The following is an 18,784-nucleotide window of genomic DNA, read 5'->3' as shown; positions in this document are numbered from 1 at the left end:
CCCATGCTTTATGGGCTTTGAGACAAAGGTGTTTGGAAAAAGGAGTGTTACTTAAAAAAATGAAGTTTTAGGGAAGCATTTGGCATTAAAATTCTCTCAATGTTATATCTTAAAATACATGTTGTAATGTACTTAATGAAACTTTAGTTATTTTTGTTAAAACTAAAAACACATGTACATATCTAGACTTTCTCTTCGAAATTTCAGAAATTTTAATTCCGCATCGCTAAGTTTTACTAAAGGAGTCAATACTATTATCGGTGAAAACGGTGCTGGAAAATCAAATCTTTTCCATGCGTTAAGAATAATGATTGATGATAGTATGCCCAGATCAATCAGATTTTACGAAAATGATTTCAATCGTTCTATCGGAGACTGGGCTGGACACTGGATAGTAATTCAAATAATTTTTGATGATTTAGATAATGGTGAGGAGGCTCAATCAATTGCAATGCATAAAATGGCAGATGCTGAAAACTTTGATAGTACAAAGGGAACATATACTTTATTTTTTCGTCCTAGAATTGACATTAGACGAAGTTTGTTTGAGCTTTCAGAAAAAGAAGGCAAAACGCAAGAAGAATTATCCGAAATTTTGTCACAGATAAGTTTAAATGATTATGAAACTGTCTACACCGGGAGAGGAAATATTGATTTTTCAATAGATGAGAATTATTCATCCTTTGTTGGAGACTTCGAATCGATCACATTTCCAGATCCTGATGAGGAACGAGTGGACGTTTATGGAATTAAAATGTATGGAATATCGATACCTAATGAGTTTGCATGCACTTTTGCTAAAGCTTTAAGAGATGTTGAGGCAGATTTAAGATCATTCAAAGATAATCCCCTTATAAATCTTTTAAGAGATAAAGAAAAGAATATTCCAATTGAGAAAAAAAGCGAATTAGAAAGTCAGGTTGAAGAGTTGAATAGCTCAATTTCATCATTAGAGGAGGTTAAGAATGTATCGTCTGGTATTTCGCAAACAATGAGGGATACAGTTGGAGAAACTTATGCTCCTAATGTAAATATCAAGTCTGAACTTCCTGCCAATATGGAGAGATTGTTACAGTCTCTAAAATTATGGGTTGGAGACCCAGATGAAGAAGATTATGACGGAAGGCTTGGAGAGTTGAGCTTAGGTGGAGCCAATTTAATATATATATCACTTAAATTATTAGAGTTTGAAAGAATTAAAAAAAATGAAAAAATTGCTAATTTTATTCTGATAGAAGAACCTGAAGCACATATTCATAATCATATACAGAAAACACTTTTCCAAAAATTAGATAAGGACAGTACACAAGTCTTTATTTCTACTCACTCTACACACATATCCTCTGTATCAGCTATTAGCTCTATGAATATTCTAGCAAGAGGTTGGAAGAAAGCGGAAGTTTTTAATCCGTCTAATAATCTTCAACCTAACGAAGTAGTTAAGTTAGAAAGATATTTAGACGCAAACAGAACTAATCTATTGTTTGCTAAAGGGGTTATATTAGTTGAAGGTGATGCTGAACATATTTTGATCCCAATATTAGTAAAAAAGGTGTTAGGTGTAAGTTTAGATGAGTTAGGAATATCTATAATAAATATTGGAAGCACAGGGTTTAAAAATATAGCTCAACTTTTTCACCAGGACCGAGTAAAAAGAAAATGTAGTATTATAACGGACAATGATATTTCGATAGTTCCATTACCAGAAGATGACCAAAATGATGATCAATATCAAAGAGACTGTCGTAATTCACAGATTTCTGGTGAAAGTCGAAAGCAAGATCTAGAGAATTTTTGTGAAAATAACGAATATCTAAAAGCATTTTACGCACAGCATACTTTCGAAGTTGATTTTTTATTAGCAGTCAATTCTTTAGAGATAAAAAGTACTGTAGAGAAAGCATTCACAAATAGAGTAACTATAGAAAAGATTTGTTCACGTATTGATAACAGCGATGTCGCAACTTCTGGTAAGGAAATCCTGAGGCTTGCTGAAAAGTTTGGAAAAGGATGGTTTGCTATTATGATTGCTGACAATATCGATCATTGCACCTATATTCCTGATTACATTTTAAATGCACTAGTTTTTGCATGTCCAAACATTAAAAAATCTATTCTTATTTATATTGCAAAATACAGAATTAGTCAACTAATAAAAGTCAATTTTGATGACTTAAATTACACTGATATTTTTGCAAATCTAAGTGCTTTTGATGATGAAACAGAAGCATTAGACTATTATAAAAAAGAATTACAAAATGATGTTTTATCAGAAATAATGGTTTTAATAGATGCTTAAGGGATTAAATAAACAACAAATTACAGCTATTGAAGCTGCAGGGAATGTTTTATTAACAGCTTGTCCAGGAAGTGGTAAAACAAGAACATTAACACATAAGATTGCGTATGAACTTGAAAAAAGTTTTAATTCTAAAAAGATCATTATTGCTGTAACATTTACTAATAGAGCAGCTGATGAAATTCAGCGAAGAATTAGAGATTTCAATATGGATGATAGTACTTTATGGGCGGGTACAATTCATGCCTTTTGCTTGGAATGGATAATACGACCATATAGATGCTATCTGGATGAACTTAAAAATGGATTTTCAATATCTGATGAGTATAATTCAGAAAAAATTATTAATGATCTAAAAACAGAGTACGGATTACGTTTTTTTGACAATATATCTACTAGATATTTGCTTACTGGTGAAAAGGAAGAAGTTGTGTTTAGAGAATTATTAGATAAATATCATGAAATTCTTTCTAATGATAAATTAATTGATTTTGATCAAATCTTGCATTATTCTTATAAGCTTATTTCTACTTATCCAAAAATTGCTTCGATTTTAAAAAAAATGTTTCATTTAATTTGTGTTGATGAATATCAAGATACACAACAATTACAATATTCAATTCTTAGTAGCATAATGAAAGCTGACAGAGGAAGTTGTAAAATGTTCATTGTCGGAGATTCTGATCAGGCAATATATGGATCTTTAGGAGGTGTTGCTAAAAATCATAAGGAAATAGAATATGAGTTCCAAGAAACTTTTCTGAGTAAAGAATTAACTGGAAATTATCGCTCAAATCAGCAAATAATAAATTATAATAAAAACTTTCAAATTACTGATGCCGAAATTCTTGCACTGGGATCAAATGCTCAGGATAGAGCCATCATAAAATATGATACAGAAATAAATAAAGATGATCTGGTAGTAGAAATTGCTCGTATTATTGAAGAGAAAATAGGTGAAGGTGTACCAGAAAATGAAATCTGCGTACTTGCTCCCAATTGGTATTTAGTAATACCAATGGGAAGAAGATTAAAGACTTTATTGCCAAATGTGAAATTTGATGCAGTTGGTCTATCGCCATTACAGAAAAATAGAGAAAATATTTGGTTTAAAATTGCTAGACTTTTTCTTGTTTCTCCTTCACCCACAAGCTTTATTGTAAGAAAACGGTGGAGCAGTGAACTGTTACTAGAACTGGAAAGTTTTGGAATAATACTATTTGAAAATCATAACTTTAGGTCAAAGAAATTATTAAAAGTTATTAATTCTATTTCTTCTACTAATACAGATGGTATAGAGCATCTTGAAGATTGTTTTAGTCAGCTACTTGATAGATTACAAATTAATTTAGCTTTCAATAAATTGCTAAATGATCAACTTACTTCTTTTATTGACGGAGCAAAAAAAAGATTGAGTAATCCTGACTTTGATATGGCTAAAGATATTCATAGTTTTCGTAAAATGTTTAAACACGAAGAAGGTGTTGTCGTAAATACTTGTCATGGTATAAAGGGAGAGGAGTTCGATACTGTAATTGCATTTGGTTTACTACATGGTAAAGTACCTAATTGGAATGAAGATAATGACCTTGCTGCAAAAAAATTATTATATGTAATCTGTTCAAGATCGAAAAGAACTTTGTATTTGTTTTCAGAAACAGGTAGAACCACGCAGTCTGGTAGGCCGTACCGTCCTACAACTCAATTGGCTAATGTTGTTCATCAATATGATTAAATTAAATCATCAATATTAAAATTATTATTCCGCATATTGGAAGAACAGGACTCTCGTTCATTTTCAAAAGAATTATCTAATAGTAAAGCTATTTTATGGGAAGCATTTTCAATAGAATTTTCTAGTAAGGTATATAAATCGGTTCCATATATTTTCTGAACTACAGCGACTGCTGTTTTCTTTTCAGATGTATCACAGACTTCTTGTTGTAAGGTCATCTTCACAGTATCTAGTTCCTCGAAGGTAACCCCTTGTGCAAAACCATTAGCTTCTTCGATAATTCTATATTTTTTCCATTCTTCTTCCTCTTCAATAAAATTAGGTTCATTATTAAAAATTCTGTCCGGTTCTTCCTGTAGATTCTGAACATAGATGTTTTCGTTGACATCGTATTCTATGTCTAAAGTAGATGGATCAATTTCCAATTCCATTTTTTGCCTTTCAATGGAAGGGGGGGGCAGCTCGTGACGTGGAAATGTTTTAGTTTCTCCCATAATGTTATGGGTGTTGTATGAAGCTCTCTTATCCTCTTTCGAAGAGCTTGGGGCTTGCTTAATAATAATTTTATCATGCAGAAGTAACAGGATTATGATGACTAAGCATATAAAAATGATAATTTCCATGATTTACAGTATTGGTTTAAAATGTTGGTTAAAATAATCGGTGATGTCATTTCCATAATCAAGAAAATGTTGTTCCAGAATTTTGTCAATATAAGAGTAAAGCGTTGTGCGGTCTTCTCTTGAAAGCTGAACAATTCTTAAAAGTCTTTCATGGTATTCAGGTCTTATGTAGACCACTTTGCCATTACGACCTGAAGGAAATCGATTGATCAAGAATGTATCTTCATAGGTTGCTTTTTTGTTGGAACTAATTTTTGATTTTTCCTTAGATTGCTGAATAGGTGGTTCTTTTTTTTGATCTGTTGCTTTTAACACTGCAGGTTCTTCACCACTGATGACCTGCATTAAATAATCTTCATCTACATGAGGGTTTTCATGCTGTTTATTTTTTTTATCTGTAGCCATCATTCTCCTTTTATAATTGTATGATTTGTAAAAACTCTTCAATAAACAAATTCATTTTTGTAGCTTTTAAAAGATGTGATTCTGCCGGTAATAAGCTGGATCTGAAAATACTGTTATTCATATCATCAGATTCTTTACGGAATTTTTTGCTGTCCATAATTCTAATATTCATAATGTTAAGCTGGAGTTCTATAATTACCTTTTCATAAATGTCATATAATCCTGTTTTTTCACGTCCATCAGTCTGATTCCAGAACAACCAAATGGATTGTTGTCTGCTATCATTTTCTGTTTGTGGTAATCCTAAAAAGGCTTTAGTAAATCCTAAAGTACTCTCTACAACCAGACGGTCAGCAGTTAAAGGAGCAAAGATAAAGTCCATAGCTTTTAATGTAGTGAGGACACCCTTTGTGTTAGCAGTTCCGGGGAGATCAAAAAATATAATATCAGGAACAATAGTCGTTTGTTGTAAATAATCTGATGCGGATTCCAATGCTGTATCTGCTTTTGATCTAATAATAGGATATGCTTTTTTGTTAAGGTGTTGAAACTGCTTCATGGCTGCCTTTTTGTAATAATCATTCACCATGATTGCCTTTTTATCACGCTCTCTCATATTACTTAAGCTATATTGTGGAAAATCACAATCTATAACCAGTATATTATACCCTAAACGGTAGTGAAGCATACTCGCCAGGAGGGTTGTGATAGTTGATTTTCCAACACCCCCTTTTTGTGTAGAAAAACTTATTTTCAATGTTTTCTTTATTATTTCCATTTTGTGAAATTTGATTGTTATTTTCTTTATTGCTTGTTTTTATACGTTTATTATTTCTTAGTAGGTATGTTTTTTTACCTGTTATAAACTTATTTGTATACTTTGAAATATTGTTAATTGTCTGTATGAACTTAGGTTTTGTAAGTGGTACTGTCGTTTTTAAATATTTAAAAATGCTTTTACAGTTTTACATTTTTAAAACCTTACATTTTTATTTCTTGCTTTTTTTACTACTTGTTTTAAATAATACCGTAAATAAAACACCTTTTGATATCAATGTTTTCAGTAGGCACTCTCTGGTATTTTATGACGTTATTTGGAAACTATGAAAGTTATGAAGGGGGGCAAATAGACCTTAAATTACACTATGGATAAATCGGAGAGAAACCCAGTTTTTTCCGTGACATCTAAAAAATAGTTTATAACTGCTCAAGCAGTTTTATCAGCTGTGTTTATAGTGTTCACCTGAACACGGCAAGTTGTGTTTTGAGTGCCTCATAACTATTTTTTGTGCCTCAAAACAACTTGCCCTGCCGGGTGCTTTAAAACACTCTCCAAAGTCAAGGTTTATAACTGTTAAAATAGAAATCTAATGGATAATCAGAAAAAAAACAATAGAAATAAAGGGGGAAGAAAACCTAAGGTTGATCCCTCTATTCATCGTTATGTTTTTCGTTTGAATGATGATGAGAATAACAAATTTTTGTCCCTTTTTGACGCTTCAGGAATCGATAATAAAGCTCGATTTATTACTTCTGTACTATTTTCCAAAGAGATTAAAACAGTAAAGATTGACAAAGGATCTGTTGATTTTTATATGAGACTTACTTCCTTTTATTCTCAATTCCGAGCAGTCGGTGTTAATTATAATCAGGTTGTCAAATTATTATATACTCATTTTACCGAAAAAAAAGCCGCTGCATTTTTATATCGATTGGAAAAACAAACTGTTGAACTTACTATTTTATGTCGGAAAATCATTGAATTGGCAAATGAATTTAACTCAAGTCATCATAGAAAATTGAAAGAAAATGATCGCTAAAATTGGACGAAGCAGCAAGTTAGATGGTGCATTGGCTTACAATCATCTTAAAGTTAAGCATGGAAATGCAATCATATTATTTACCAATAATATGATTGAAACTCCAGACAATAAATATACAATACCAAAGCTGATTGAATCGTTTGAACCTTATTTAGCAGCCAATAAAAACACAGAAAAACACACTCTGCACATATCACTTAATCCCGATCCGAATGATAGAGTAAGCGATACGGATTTTGTAAAGATGGCAGAAGATTACATGAATGAAATGGGCTATGGAAAACAACCCTATATTGTATTTAAACATACCGATATTGACCGCAGCCACATTCACATAGTTTCAGTAGGTGTGGATGAATATGGTAAAAAAATCTCAGATAAATTTGAGAAAAAAAGATCAATGGAGATATGTAGAAAGCTGGAAAGAAGTTATAATTTGCTATCGGCAACAAAGCAAAAAAAATCTGAAAATAAGCTGATTTTTAGTCCTGTTGATTATCAGGCAGGTAATAGTAAAAATCAAATAGCTTCTGTAATTCGAAATATAGCTGATTATTATTCATTTAAAACGCTGGGAGAGTACAATGCTTTGCTTTCACTTTTTAATATTAATGCTGAAAAAATTGAGGGTGAGTTGCATGGAAAACCACAGCGAGGTTTAGTCTATTTTGCATTAGACAAAAATAAGCAAAAGATTGGGCATCCCTTTAAAGCTTCAATCATGGGTAAAATGGCGGGACTGAACGCCTTGGAATCACACTTTTTGAAAAGTAAAGAACTTGTGCTAAACTCCTCTAATAAATCTGAAATAAAAGCAATTATTGATGATGTTTTGAAATCCAGTAATAATGAAAGGGCTTTTGTTGAGAAAATGAAAGCCAAAGGTATTAATACTGTGATACGAAGAAATGAAACTGGAAGGTTATATGGCATTACATTTATAGACCATAATTCCAGAACCGTCTGGAATGGATCAAGTCTCGGAAAACAGTATTCAGCCAACATATTTAATGATCTTTGGAAGAATCAACAAACCCATAGAAAAAGTTCCGATTTAAAACAGCAGGAATCTCAATCTGTTCCGACAGATAAGTTCTTCTCTGCTGAAATCCATTCTTTATTTGGGTTTTTGAGTAGTGAAAATAATAATAACATCTATAACGATGAAAATTCATTGCCTGGGTTTTTACCAACGGTGCAGGGTGAAGATCACGAAGACGAAATTTTTGCACAACAAATGATGAAGCGGAAAAAGAGAAGAAAACGATAAAATGGTAAATAAATCTATCCTTCTTTTGCTATTAGAGCCTGCACTTTTCGTTGCAATTCTTTTTTGTCTGGTAAGTATAGCTGGTATTTTGAAACAAATATTTTATTGGAAATTCCACCCGTTGCATATTCTACCAAGACTTCATCTTTTTCTGCGGAAAGAATAATTCCTATAGGTTCATTGTCGTCCACTACATTTTCTTCTGATTTGAAGTAGTTAAGGTAAAGGTTCATTTGACCAATATCATGATGCTCGACCTCTTTGATTTTTAAATCAATAAGAATAAAACATTTTAGAATACGGTGATAAAATACCAAATCAATATAAAAATGCCTTTTCCCTAACGATATTTTGTATTGTCTGCCAACAAACGTAAATCCTTTTCCTAATTCAAGAAGGAACAATTGAAGATTATCAATGATTTTCTGTTCCAATGCTTTTTCAGTAACCATATTTTCTTGTGGAATCTTTAAAAAATCAAGAACATAAGGATCTTTTACAGCCTCTTCTGCATCTGTAATAATATGCCCAAGTTCAGAAAGTTTCAGGACTCCTTTTTTATCTTTACTCAAGGCAAGGCGTTCATACAGCGAAGACTTGATCTGACGGTCAAGTTCTCTGTAACCCCAATTCTCAATTATTGCCTGTTTTTCATAAAATTTTCTGGAATTTTCATCTGATATAGCTAACAATGTAATGATATGGGTCCAACTTAATTTGGCAGGCACTGCCTGCCATTTTGGATAAGCCAGATAAAAACGACGCATATCAAGTATATTACGCCTGCCAAATCCTTTGCCATATCGCTGTTTCAGATCTTTGGAAAGTACTGCTAATAAATTACTTCCGTATTCAGCTCGTTCCTCACCATGCTGTTCATACTCCACAATGTGCCTGCCGATTTCCCAATTGGATTTCGCCAATTCACTGTTGATGGCTCGCACAGCATTTTGCCTTGCCGTTTCTATAGTTGAACCAATGCTGTTAAGTAGATTATTATAATTTGATTGTAGCGTATTCATCTTGATTTGTTGTAATGACAAATGTAAATATTTTCAATAAAGAGCAAGTCATCCAAAAGCGTCTAAATTATATTTTAAACAATGCCAATGATAGACAAATGATGCCAATAACATCCTTTGACATTTTCATGAACTGATGACTTCTACATTCATTCCTGAACTTAAAATTTATTATATGCAGGGTGAAGACGACTTAAGAGGGCTTGCTAAAATCATGGGATTTATGAGAGCTGTAAGCATTGTAATGGTACTTATGCATCTATATTGGTACTGTTATCACACTTTTCTAGAGCAAGGTTGGACATTGGAAATTGTCGATACAATACTCACTAATTTTCAAAAAACTACCGGATTGTTTTCTTACCCAATCTATACCAAAGTTTTTGCCTTGGTATTATTGGCTTTAAGCTGTCTTGGAACCAAAGGAGTGAAAGATGAGAAAATTACATGGGCAAAAATTAGTAAAGTATTAATCATTGGCTTTCTGTTGTATTTTTTGAATTTTCCTTTATTGAAACTGAACTTGTTTCCAGGGACAATTCTTTATTTTATTTCAATCTCTGTCGGATACATTTTTCTCATGGTGGGTGGATTATGGATGCACAGACTATTGACCAATAACTTAATGGAAGATGTTTTCAATAATGAGAATGAAAGCTTTGTGCAGGAAACAAAGTTAATGGAAAATGAATATTCCATCAATTTACCCACTAAGTTTTATTACAACGGAAAATGGAATAAGGGGTGGATCAATATTGTTAATCCTTTTAGAGCTACTATTGTTTTAGGAACACCGGGATCCGGAAAATCCTATGCTATTGTAAACAATTTTATTAAGCAGCAGATTGAGAAAGGCTTTTCTATGTACATCTATGATTTTAAGTTTGATGATCTTTCGAATATTGCTTATAATCATTTATTAAAACACTATGATAAGTATAAGGTTAAACCAAAGTTTTATATAATCAATTTTGATGATCCGAGAAAAAGTCATCGTTGTAATCCCTTACATCCTAATTTCATGACAGATATATCTGATGCTTATGAAGCCGCCTATACTATAATGCTGAATCTAAACCGCAGTTGGATACAGAAACAAGGAGACTTTTTTGTAGAGTCACCCATTATTTTGTTGGCAGCGATAATTTGGTTTTTAAAAATTTATGAAGATGGTAAATACTGTACTTTTCCTCATGCCATTGAACTACTGAATAAAAAATATTCAGATGTTTTTACCATTTTAACTTCTTATCCTGATCTTGAAAATTATCTGTCTCCGTTCATGGATGCGTGGCAGGGTGGTGCACAGGATCAACTCCAGGGACAAATTGCCTCAGCTAAAATTCCTTTATCCAGAATGATTTCTCCACAACTGTATTGGGTGATGACCGGTGATGACTTTTCACTAGATATTAATAATCCAAAAGAACCTAAGATTTTATGTGTTGGAAATAATCCGGACAGACAAAATATTTATTCGGCAGCATTGGGGTTATATAATTCCCGTATCGTAAAGCTGATTAATAAAAAAGGACAGCTGAAAAGTTCTGTGATTATTGATGAACTTCCTACTATTTATTTCAGGGGACTGGATAATCTGATTGCAACCGCAAGAAGTAATAAAGTAGCAGTATGTCTTGGATTTCAGGATTTCTCTCAGCTGACAAGAGATTATGGTGACAAAGAAAGTAAGGTGATTCAGAACACCGTGGGAAATATTTTTAGTGGGCAGGTGGTAGGAGAGACAGCGAAAAGCCTTTCAGAGCGTTTTGGAAAGGTTTTACAAAAGAGACAAAGCATGACCATTAACAGAAACGATAAATCTACTTCTATATCTACTCAACTGGACAGTCTGATACCAGCTTCAAAAATTTCAACATTAAGTCAAGGAATGTTTGTAGGAGCAGTATCTGATAATTTTGATGAACGTATTGAACAGAAAATGTTTCACGCTGAAATCGTTGTTGACAACGAAAAAGTTTTAGAAGAAATAAAAGGATATCAGAAAATCCCGGAGATTTTATTTTTTACAGATTTGCAGGGGAATGATAATATGAAAGAGATTATTGATTATAATTATAAACAGATTAAAAGGGATGTTATTTTGATTATTGAAGATGAATTGGAAAGGATTAAAAATGATCCTGATTTGCAGCATTTGGCTTTATGAAAAATTTTAACTTAAAAAAGTTTCATTAAATTTGAGCAAAATAATAACCAAGAAATGAAGAACTTTCTCTAGATAGTTCTTACTAAAAATTTTACTTAATAGAATGTCAAAATTTAAGCTATTAGCTATTCGCCCTTTAATCGGATGTGACAAAAGGTTTTTGAAAAACTTAAGTTCTGGTCAGATTTATCCATTGTATCATAATTACTCTTATTATAATTCTACTAAAAATAAGATAAAGACATCCTCAAATGAGGAAATTCGATATATATCATTTGATGAATCTCCACCTAATATTTACAATACTAAAACAGCAGATGGGCATAAGATCGATATTAATATTTCGGCTATTGCAGGTAAGAACGGAAGTGGGAAAAGCTCAATAGTAGAACTTTTTTTTGCATGTATTTACCTTTACTGTACGAATAAAAATATATTAGAGCCTAATTTTAATAGTTTAGAAAAGAACTCAAAAAAATTAAAGAAACAGCTTTTAAATAAAGAAAAGCAACAGTCAAAAGTTAACAAGCACAGGGATAATTTAATTAAAGAGTTAATAGGGGTAGATGGGAGACTAAATATAAAATCCTTTGATTCTATTAAAAATAAAATCAAAGATTTTTCGAAACTCGAAAATGATTTGAAGGAATTTGATCCGAATATAAATTTTCAATTAAAAGACATTACAAATCAACAAAGTGAAATAGTCGATTTTAATCAAAAATTGAAGGCTGAAATTTATTATCAAATTGATGATCAATTTTATTGTCTTCATCTTAACTATGATAAAAAAAATGATAAGAATACTTGTGAGATTATAACCATTTCTGATTTAAATAATCAAAATTTTAGGTCAAAAAAGATGAATGTTAAAGCTGAAGAATTTGCCAGAAATTTTTTCTATACCATTGCTATCAACTATTCTCATTATGCTCTAAATTCATTTCATATCGGAGGATGGATAAAGTCGTTATTTCATAAAAATGATGGCTACAAGACTCCTATTGTAATAAGTCCAATGAGGACAGATGGAAACTTCGACATAAACTCTGAAATTAGTTTTGCCAAATATAGATTACTTACAAATAAACTTCAAGAATATAATAGCGGTAAAAGAGATAAAATATATATAGCGGAAAACCATTTTATAGATAAGGTAGTTTTCACCTTAAATTGGCGTAAAGTTGATGCTATTCCTAAAAGAGTTCGTTTTAGAATGAATAAAATGTTGGGAACTGCTCGGGATATGAATATGTTAAATACTTTTTTGTCAACTTATTTGAACTCCGAAGAGTTTATTAAATTTGCAAGTGATTTTCCTTTAAAACAAATTATAAGTAATTACCTAATTAACAAAATCAATTCAATTCCGGAAAAATATCCGTGGTTTGGTAAAGGATATCATTTTTCAAGTAATACCAAGCATTTAGAAAATGATGAATTTTTTGATTTACTTAAAAAAGATAAAAGTCATGTCACTTACAAATTAAAGCAAACTATAAATTTTTTAAAAAGATCGTTAAATGATAATAAAAACGGTTTTGTAATTAGTAGAGAGCAACTTGATAGGCGCGCAAATATAAGATTTGAATTTACATTGGAGAGCCTCATTGAGTGGATGGGAAATCAATCGGGAAGGGAAATTATGGCTAATCTTCCACCCTCATTGTTTGATATAGATTTTAAGTTGGCAAATGGAACAGATTCTAATTATTTATTTAGCGCTTTAAGTTCTGGTGAGCAGCAGTTAGTGCATACAATTCAATCTGTAATCTATCATCTTAATAATATTCAATCTGCACATTTAGGAGAAGGGGAAAGATTAAAATATAACAATGTAAACATTATTTATGATGAGATTGAGTTATATTTTCATCCTGATTATCAAAGAAGATTTATTGCAGATTTATTAAAAGAATTTGAACGTTTTTATATTGGAGGTAACACAGGAGTCGAATCAGTAAATATAATACTACTCACACATTCACCTTTTATTCTCTCTGATATACCTAGTAATAATATTTTGTTATTAGATTCTGATAAAAGAAAAAGATCTATTCCTAAAATACCAGAATCTCAAACTTTTGCAGCTAACATTAATGAACTTCTTGCCGATAGTTTTTTTCTTAAAGGAACTTTAATGGGGAAACATGCTGAAAATAAAATTACAGAGTCAGTAGAAAATATCAAAAATAATAATACTGATTATATTGATAATGCCTTATTTGATATGGTAGGAGATTCATTTTTAAAAACTAGTCTGGAAAACTTTAAAAAAAGGCAATATGATCAAAATACAAATAAGTGATATTGATACTTTTAAAAGTGATTATTTGTTAAAGATTAAAGAAGATATTGTTAAACGAATAACAAATTTAAACTATGCAGTTAGTCATTTAAGAGATCCTAATCATATTAATGATAATGAAAGATCTAGTGCCAAACATAGTACTAAACACATTATTGATTTAATTAGAGATAAAGTAATTGATATAAAAGATCTTAAAGTAGCAGAATATAAAAATACATTATTAAATTATAAAAACGGGGGAGAAGTTATGGATACTGATTTGGAACCTCTTTCCGTATTTCTTGATTACTTATTAGATGATACAAATGATTCTTTAAAAGATTTATTAATATGTGCACCGGAAGATTTATTCACTAAAAACACCAAGCTTTTAGATGATTTTAATATTAATGAAGAAATATATATTAAAATCCTTAAACATGCTTTTTTATATGATAGTGATATTGGCGGAAAAGTTAGACAATTTTTTCACGAAAATAATATTACGGAGTTTTGTCCATATTGTAATATTTCTAGAGCATTTTATAGTGTTAATCCTGTCACAGGAAAAATTGCGGATCAGCATCAATTAGATCATTTTTTTGATAAAGCTACATATCCATTGTTATCATTATCATTATTTAATTTAGTTCCTAGTGATTCAGTATGTAATACAGCTAATAAACATGAAATACATTTTTCGGATGAATTACATTTAAATCCTTATATATCTGGGTTTAAAAATGATATGAAGTTTGAACCTCTTATGGATGAATTTGGAAAGGAGGTTTTGGGAATTGATATTAAATTAAAAATTGATAGAAATTCATTACGTTGGAAACAGCTAATTGGAGATCAAGATGAAATACATTTAGCTCCAAAGCACGGGAATATTAATGTTTTTCAAATTCATACAAAATATAATGCAAAGAGTATTTATGCCCAAACGTCAGGCTTAATACAAATGTTTCGTGATTTAGCTACAAATGAAAAATCAATAAGGGATATTTTAAATTCAATTCAAGAAGATGAGCAAGATAACTATGAAAATTTTAAATCTTGGTATGAAAAGTATGCAAGAGGACGATTTCATCAAAAAAATTTTGGAGAATTAGAACATTCTAAACTTTATAGAGATCTATTGGATTTTGTTTTTGAAAACTATCCGCAAAATTTTCACGAAAGTGTAAATAATATTCTTACAAATAGTTATCTTCCGGAATGTGGAGGTGAATGATTTTTTATAACATAATAAAAGGTAGTAATAAATTACTACCTTTTAAATTCAAATGCTATTTTATTGTTGTTATTAAGAGTTATAAAAGCATCAAATTTATTTCCTGACCTACTAGTCATTGCTTTAATTAAATTAGTCCTTCCTTTATTGATGAGATTTAGAATTTCAGAAAGACTTAGATATGCACCACAAATATTTCTGAATTGTAACCAGTTGCAATTTTCATCAGGACATTTTATAATTATACGCTGAATAATCAAATGCTGTGTTTTGCATTGAGGACATAATAGCTTAGGTAGATCACTTATTTCTACATGACTTTCTAATAATTCTTCAGTGACAGATTGGGTATAAACTTCAATTTGTTTTTGAAAAATAGTAGCATTTAACTCTTTGTTTTCAATACGTTGCAAATCCAATTCCCATTCAGCAGTCAATGATACATCTGCAATTTTTTTATCTTTTACCAGTTCATATACTCGAACACCTTTTTCAGTGGGAATGAGGGATTTATGCTCTCTGCGAATGTAACCTCTGTCATGTAATATTTCAATAATTGAAGCTCTCGTTGCTACAGTGCCTATTCCTAAATTTTTCAAGGCTTTTTTCTTCTCTTCATTTTCAATTTCTTTTCCGGCATTTTCCATGGCAGACAATAAACTTGCTTCAGTATAAAGTATAGGAGCCTGAGTTTTTTTATCCAATACATTGGTCGTTTTAATCTTTACCTCCATTCCTTCTTTTAATTCAGGAAATTCTTGTACTTTTTCAAGATCATCTGAAAAACTTCCATAAATACCTCGCCAACCTTTTTGTAATATCTTAGATCCTTTGGTGGCAAAATCGTAATGAAGTATTTTCAAAATAATAGTAGTAATTTCCTTTATACAGGGTTGTGAAATTGATTCAAAAAGACGAAAAGCAATCAATTCATAGATTGCTTTTTCTTGCACTGACAGAGCAGATGGAACCTTTTCAGTAGTCAGTAAGCCATGATGATCTGTCACCTTTAGGTTATTAACTATTTTTTTGTTGAAGTTGCCCCAAGGAAGAATGCTCGTAAATGGCTTGTAGTGTTCGTTCTCGTGTAATGCTCTTATCAGGTCAGGTATTTCTGGCCATAGGTCTTCCGGAATATATCGACTTCCTGTACGTGGATAGGTTATAAATTTTCTTTCATACAGACCTTGAGCAATATTCAACGTCTCTTCTGCAGTAAAGTTGAATCTTTTGTTGGCCTCTTTCTGTAATCCCGTAAGATCAAATAGAAAAGGAGTCTGTTCAGTAACTATTTTTGTATCAATTGCCGTAATAGTAGACTGTATACGGTTTCTTTCGATTAATTTAACAATATCTTCAGCCTGTTTTTTCTCATTAAATTTAGTAACACTTAGACTTTTAAACTCTATAAAATCTTTATGGTGTAAGAATTCAATCTGCCAGTATTTCTGGGATGTGAAATTTTGATTTTCTTGATACCGTTTACAAATGATTGCTAATGTTGGGGTCTGTACTCTTCCCAACGAATATATACCGTCTCCTGCTGCAATACTTAATGCTTGTGTTGAATTGATTCCCAATAGCCAATCGGCTCTGTTTCTGCACTGTGCTGCTAAATATAAACCATCATAGTAATTTCCTGGTTTTAAATTTTTAAACCCTTCTTGAATTGCTTTTTCTGTTAATGAGCTAATCCATAATCTTTGAAAAGGTTTTTTACAGTTAAGATATTCATAGATATAGCGGAATATAAGTTCGCCTTCCCGCCCCGCATCAGTAGCAACAATAATGCTTTCACATTCTTTAAATAGCCTTTGAATAACTCTTAATTGTTGATTTGCTCCTTTATCAATAACCAATTCCTTACCTTTTTTTACTTTTCTTATAGTGAGTAGAAAAGGATTTGGTAAAATAGGTAAAGATGGTCTATCAAAACGAGAAACCCCATAATCTTCAGGCATTCCAAGGGCTATCAGATGCCCAAAAGCCCAAGTAACACAATATCCGTTACCTACCAAATGACCATCTTTTTTCTCTGATGCTCCCAGTAAATTGGCAATTTCTCTCGCTACACTGGGCTTTTCTGCTAATACTACTTTCATTTTGATAATATTTTTTGAAGATATTATTACATTTTACGCCCTTTAGAACGGGGTTGAGGCTTCTCCTGTTGATCTTTTTGTTTTTTATCTTTCGGAGATTGTTGGGCTTTCTGTAAAGGCGTTTTAAGATTTTTAGTGGTCTCGTTGGTTTTTCCTTCCGAGTTTACAGCTATCTGAGTTTTGTGAGCCTCTGTAGGTTTTGCCTGCTCTTTCAATTTATTAGGATTTTGAAAGGAAAAATCAATTTTTCCTGTTTCTGGGTTAAGAGTGATATAACCTTGATAAGGCTGATCTTTTTTATCCAATAGGCCATCAATATAAATTGTTTGACCTGATTTAAATTGGCTGTATTGTTCTTCACTGAGCTCTTTTCCCCTGAAAGTTCTTGGAACCTCACTCTGTGGATTATTTTGGATTTGTTGCTGCTTTTGGTTGTTATCAAAAAGAAATTCTACATATTTTTTATCGGCATTAAATTGAACATGCGCATTAAAAGGTTCACCTTTAGCAGAAATCATGCCTTCCAGATATAAAGGTTTGCCTTCTATCAGCGTTTGCTTTTGTTCTTCATTTAATTTGATACCTTTAATTTCATCGGGAATTTTAATATTCTCAACTTTGTAAGCTACAAGCTCATTGGTTAATCGGTCTCTGCTTATAAGAGATGGTATGATTTCATCAGTCTTTGGGTTAATAAGGTCTACAACTCGTCCCATATTGCCGTTCTCCATTAGATTTTTTTTGTCCTCAGGGCTGAATTCATGTCCAAGAAATTTAAAGTTGAAGTTAGGCTCTTTTCTTATACCATGGATATTGATGACAACGTCTCCGGCATCATTAGTGTTTAGTGAAAGACGTGCATCCATTCTGGTAAGTGCAGTACCAAGATTAATGGTTACAGGAACAAGACTATTGGTTTTAAATCCTTTTAACATAGGATCTAAGGCATTTGCATTCTCTAGTTTTTCCTGGGTTAAGCCAAATTTTGACATCATATTCCAGTCAATTTGATCAGCAGAATACTGATATTCTTTTTCTGATAATGGAGTAGTATTCATAGTGTTGGCATTTGAGGTTAATATTTTGTATGTATTTAGAAATTCTTCCCCTTCAGTACTTGGATTTTTAAGGTGGTGCTGGATCTGTTTTCCAATATCTTCAGACCTTTTAAGTGGAGATTTAAAGAAATTGAAAAGAGACGGGTTTTTGAGCTGACTTAAAAAGTTGGAGAAAAAATTAGAGAATAAATCTCCTTGTTTATCAATTTTTAAAAATTGATTCTGATACTTTTCTGTATTGGGTACAGTCTTTAGATCCCCTTTATTGTCAACAGTCTTGACTGCTTCAATCTTGTTGGTTTTTGGATTTAAAACCAATAGAATATTGATTAAAGAAGGATCTGGATCTTGAGTGTTTCTAATATCTTCCATGGTGCTAAATGTTTATTTAACATCGAAAGTAAAAGATTAGAGTAACATAAATTAAAGATGGAAGTGAGTGGAAAAATTTGGCTTAGATTGTCAGTGATATCATCATCAGGATATTTTAAAAGAGCTTATATGATTTTTTGATAGCTCTTTGTTATCTCTTATTATCTAAAAATAGTTAACTTTATAGTGTCTCTAGTAAGAGATATTTTTTTTCATCATTTGTGTTTTTAATCCTGTTTTATGAGTAATAAAACAGGATTTTTTATCATAAAATCTTTAATGTCCCTTAAAATAAGAAGACTTATTTTCAAAAATGTTCAGACCAATAATTTTATCGTGTACCATGTTATAAATAAGTTCCACTGAAAAATTTGAAAC

13 protein-coding genes are annotated in these 18,784 nt (G+C 31.4%); 7 read left to right on the top strand and 6 right to left on the bottom strand.

The annotated features are described in order from the left end of the window. The first annotated feature begins 172 nt into the window (after positions 1 to 172). Both AC57AW_RS16615 and AC57AW_RS16610 read left to right on the top strand, forming a co-directional pair. Positions 173 to 2,299 carry an ATP-dependent nuclease gene (locus AC57AW_RS16615; protein ID WP_496352769.1) on the top strand — a complete coding sequence of 709 codons (2,127 nt, stop codon included), beginning with the start codon at positions 173 to 175 and terminating at the stop codon, positions 2,297 to 2,299. Beyond that, positions 2,292 to 4,034, top strand: coding sequence for a UvrD-helicase domain-containing protein (locus tag AC57AW_RS16610; protein WP_496352768.1), 1,743 nt, complete (start codon positions 2,292 to 2,294; stop codon positions 4,032 to 4,034). The genes AC57AW_RS16615 and AC57AW_RS16610 overlap by 8 nt, the downstream gene beginning before the upstream one ends. On the opposite strand, the gene AC57AW_RS16605 is transcribed toward AC57AW_RS16610, so the two are convergent. The 3 genes from AC57AW_RS16605 to AC57AW_RS16595 are packed head-to-tail and all read right to left on the bottom strand — an operon-like array spanning position 4,031 to position 5,840. Further along, positions 4,031 to 4,657 carry a conjugal transfer protein TraD gene (locus AC57AW_RS16605; protein ID WP_496352767.1) on the bottom strand — a complete coding sequence of 209 codons (627 nt, stop codon included), beginning with the start codon at positions 4,655 to 4,657 and terminating at the stop codon, positions 4,031 to 4,033. The two genes, AC57AW_RS16610 and AC57AW_RS16605, sit on opposite strands and share 4 nt — an antisense overlap. 3 nt (positions 4,658 to 4,660) lie before the next feature. Continuing rightward, entirely contained in the window at positions 4,661 to 5,062 is a 402-nt protein-coding gene (locus tag AC57AW_RS16600; protein ID WP_496352766.1) for a DUF3408 domain-containing protein, read from the bottom strand. Between the two features lie 10 nt (positions 5,063 to 5,072). Beyond that, entirely contained in the window at positions 5,073 to 5,840 is a 768-nt protein-coding gene (locus AC57AW_RS16595) for a ParA family protein (RefSeq protein WP_496352765.1), read from the bottom strand. A 592-nt stretch (positions 5,841 to 6,432) separates the two neighbouring features. Here AC57AW_RS16595 and mobA point away from each other — a divergent pair. Both mobA and mobB read left to right on the top strand, forming a co-directional pair. Further along, a complete protein-coding gene (gene mobA, locus AC57AW_RS16590) occupies positions 6,433 to 6,882 on the top strand; it encodes a conjugal transfer protein MobA (protein WP_496352764.1) in 450 nt (149 codons plus the stop codon). Then, positions 6,872 to 8,155, top strand: a complete 1,284-nt coding sequence (mobB, locus tag AC57AW_RS16585) for a conjugal transfer protein MobB (RefSeq protein ID WP_496352763.1) — start codon at positions 6,872 to 6,874, stop codon at positions 8,153 to 8,155. The genes mobA and mobB overlap by 11 nt, the downstream gene beginning before the upstream one ends. Before the next feature lie 14 nt (positions 8,156 to 8,169). Here the strand turns inward: mobB and AC57AW_RS16580 are convergent, their stop codons facing one another. Further along, positions 8,170 to 9,177: a PDDEXK nuclease domain-containing protein gene (locus tag AC57AW_RS16580; RefSeq protein WP_496352762.1), complete on the bottom strand. Its 1,008-nt coding sequence runs from the start codon at positions 9,175 to 9,177 to the stop codon at positions 8,170 to 8,172. Positions 9,178 to 9,352: 175 nt separating this feature from the next. On the opposite strand from AC57AW_RS16580, the gene mobC reads away from it, so the two are divergent. The 3 genes from mobC (at position 9,353) to AC57AW_RS16565 (ending at position 14,874) form a co-directional block, all read left to right on the top strand. After that, positions 9,353 to 11,347, top strand: a complete 1,995-nt coding sequence (gene mobC / locus AC57AW_RS16575; protein ID WP_209784074.1) for a conjugal transfer protein MobC — start codon at positions 9,353 to 9,355, stop codon at positions 11,345 to 11,347. 103 nt (positions 11,348 to 11,450) lie between these two features. Continuing rightward, the gene (locus AC57AW_RS16570) at positions 11,451 to 13,655 is read left to right on the top strand and encodes a hypothetical protein (RefSeq protein ID WP_496352761.1); all 2,205 of its coding nucleotides are present in this window, start codon (positions 11,451 to 11,453) and stop codon (positions 13,653 to 13,655) included. Then, a complete protein-coding gene (locus tag AC57AW_RS16565) occupies positions 13,633 to 14,874 on the top strand; it encodes a hypothetical protein (RefSeq protein ID WP_496352760.1) in 1,242 nt (413 codons plus the stop codon). Before AC57AW_RS16570 ends, AC57AW_RS16565 begins: the two co-directional genes overlap by 23 nt. A 35-nt stretch (positions 14,875 to 14,909) precedes the next feature. Here AC57AW_RS16565 and AC57AW_RS16560 read toward each other — a convergent pair whose 3' ends face one another. Next, on the bottom strand, positions 14,910 to 16,976 hold the full coding sequence (locus AC57AW_RS16560) for a type IA DNA topoisomerase (RefSeq protein ID WP_496352759.1): 2,067 nt from the start codon (positions 16,974 to 16,976) through the stop codon (positions 14,910 to 14,912). A 26-nt stretch (positions 16,977 to 17,002) separates the two neighbouring features. Further along, positions 17,003 to 18,406, bottom strand: coding sequence for a DUF3945 domain-containing protein (locus AC57AW_RS16555; RefSeq protein WP_496352758.1), 1,404 nt, complete (start codon positions 18,404 to 18,406; stop codon positions 17,003 to 17,005). Between the last annotated feature and the right edge of the window lie 378 nt (positions 18,407 to 18,784).

Source organism: Chryseobacterium sp. BGA-UO-ETr-SB22 (assembly GCF_059567885.1).
Note: the sequence above shows the minus strand (reverse complement) of the source record. Positions and strands in the feature narration are given on the sequence as shown.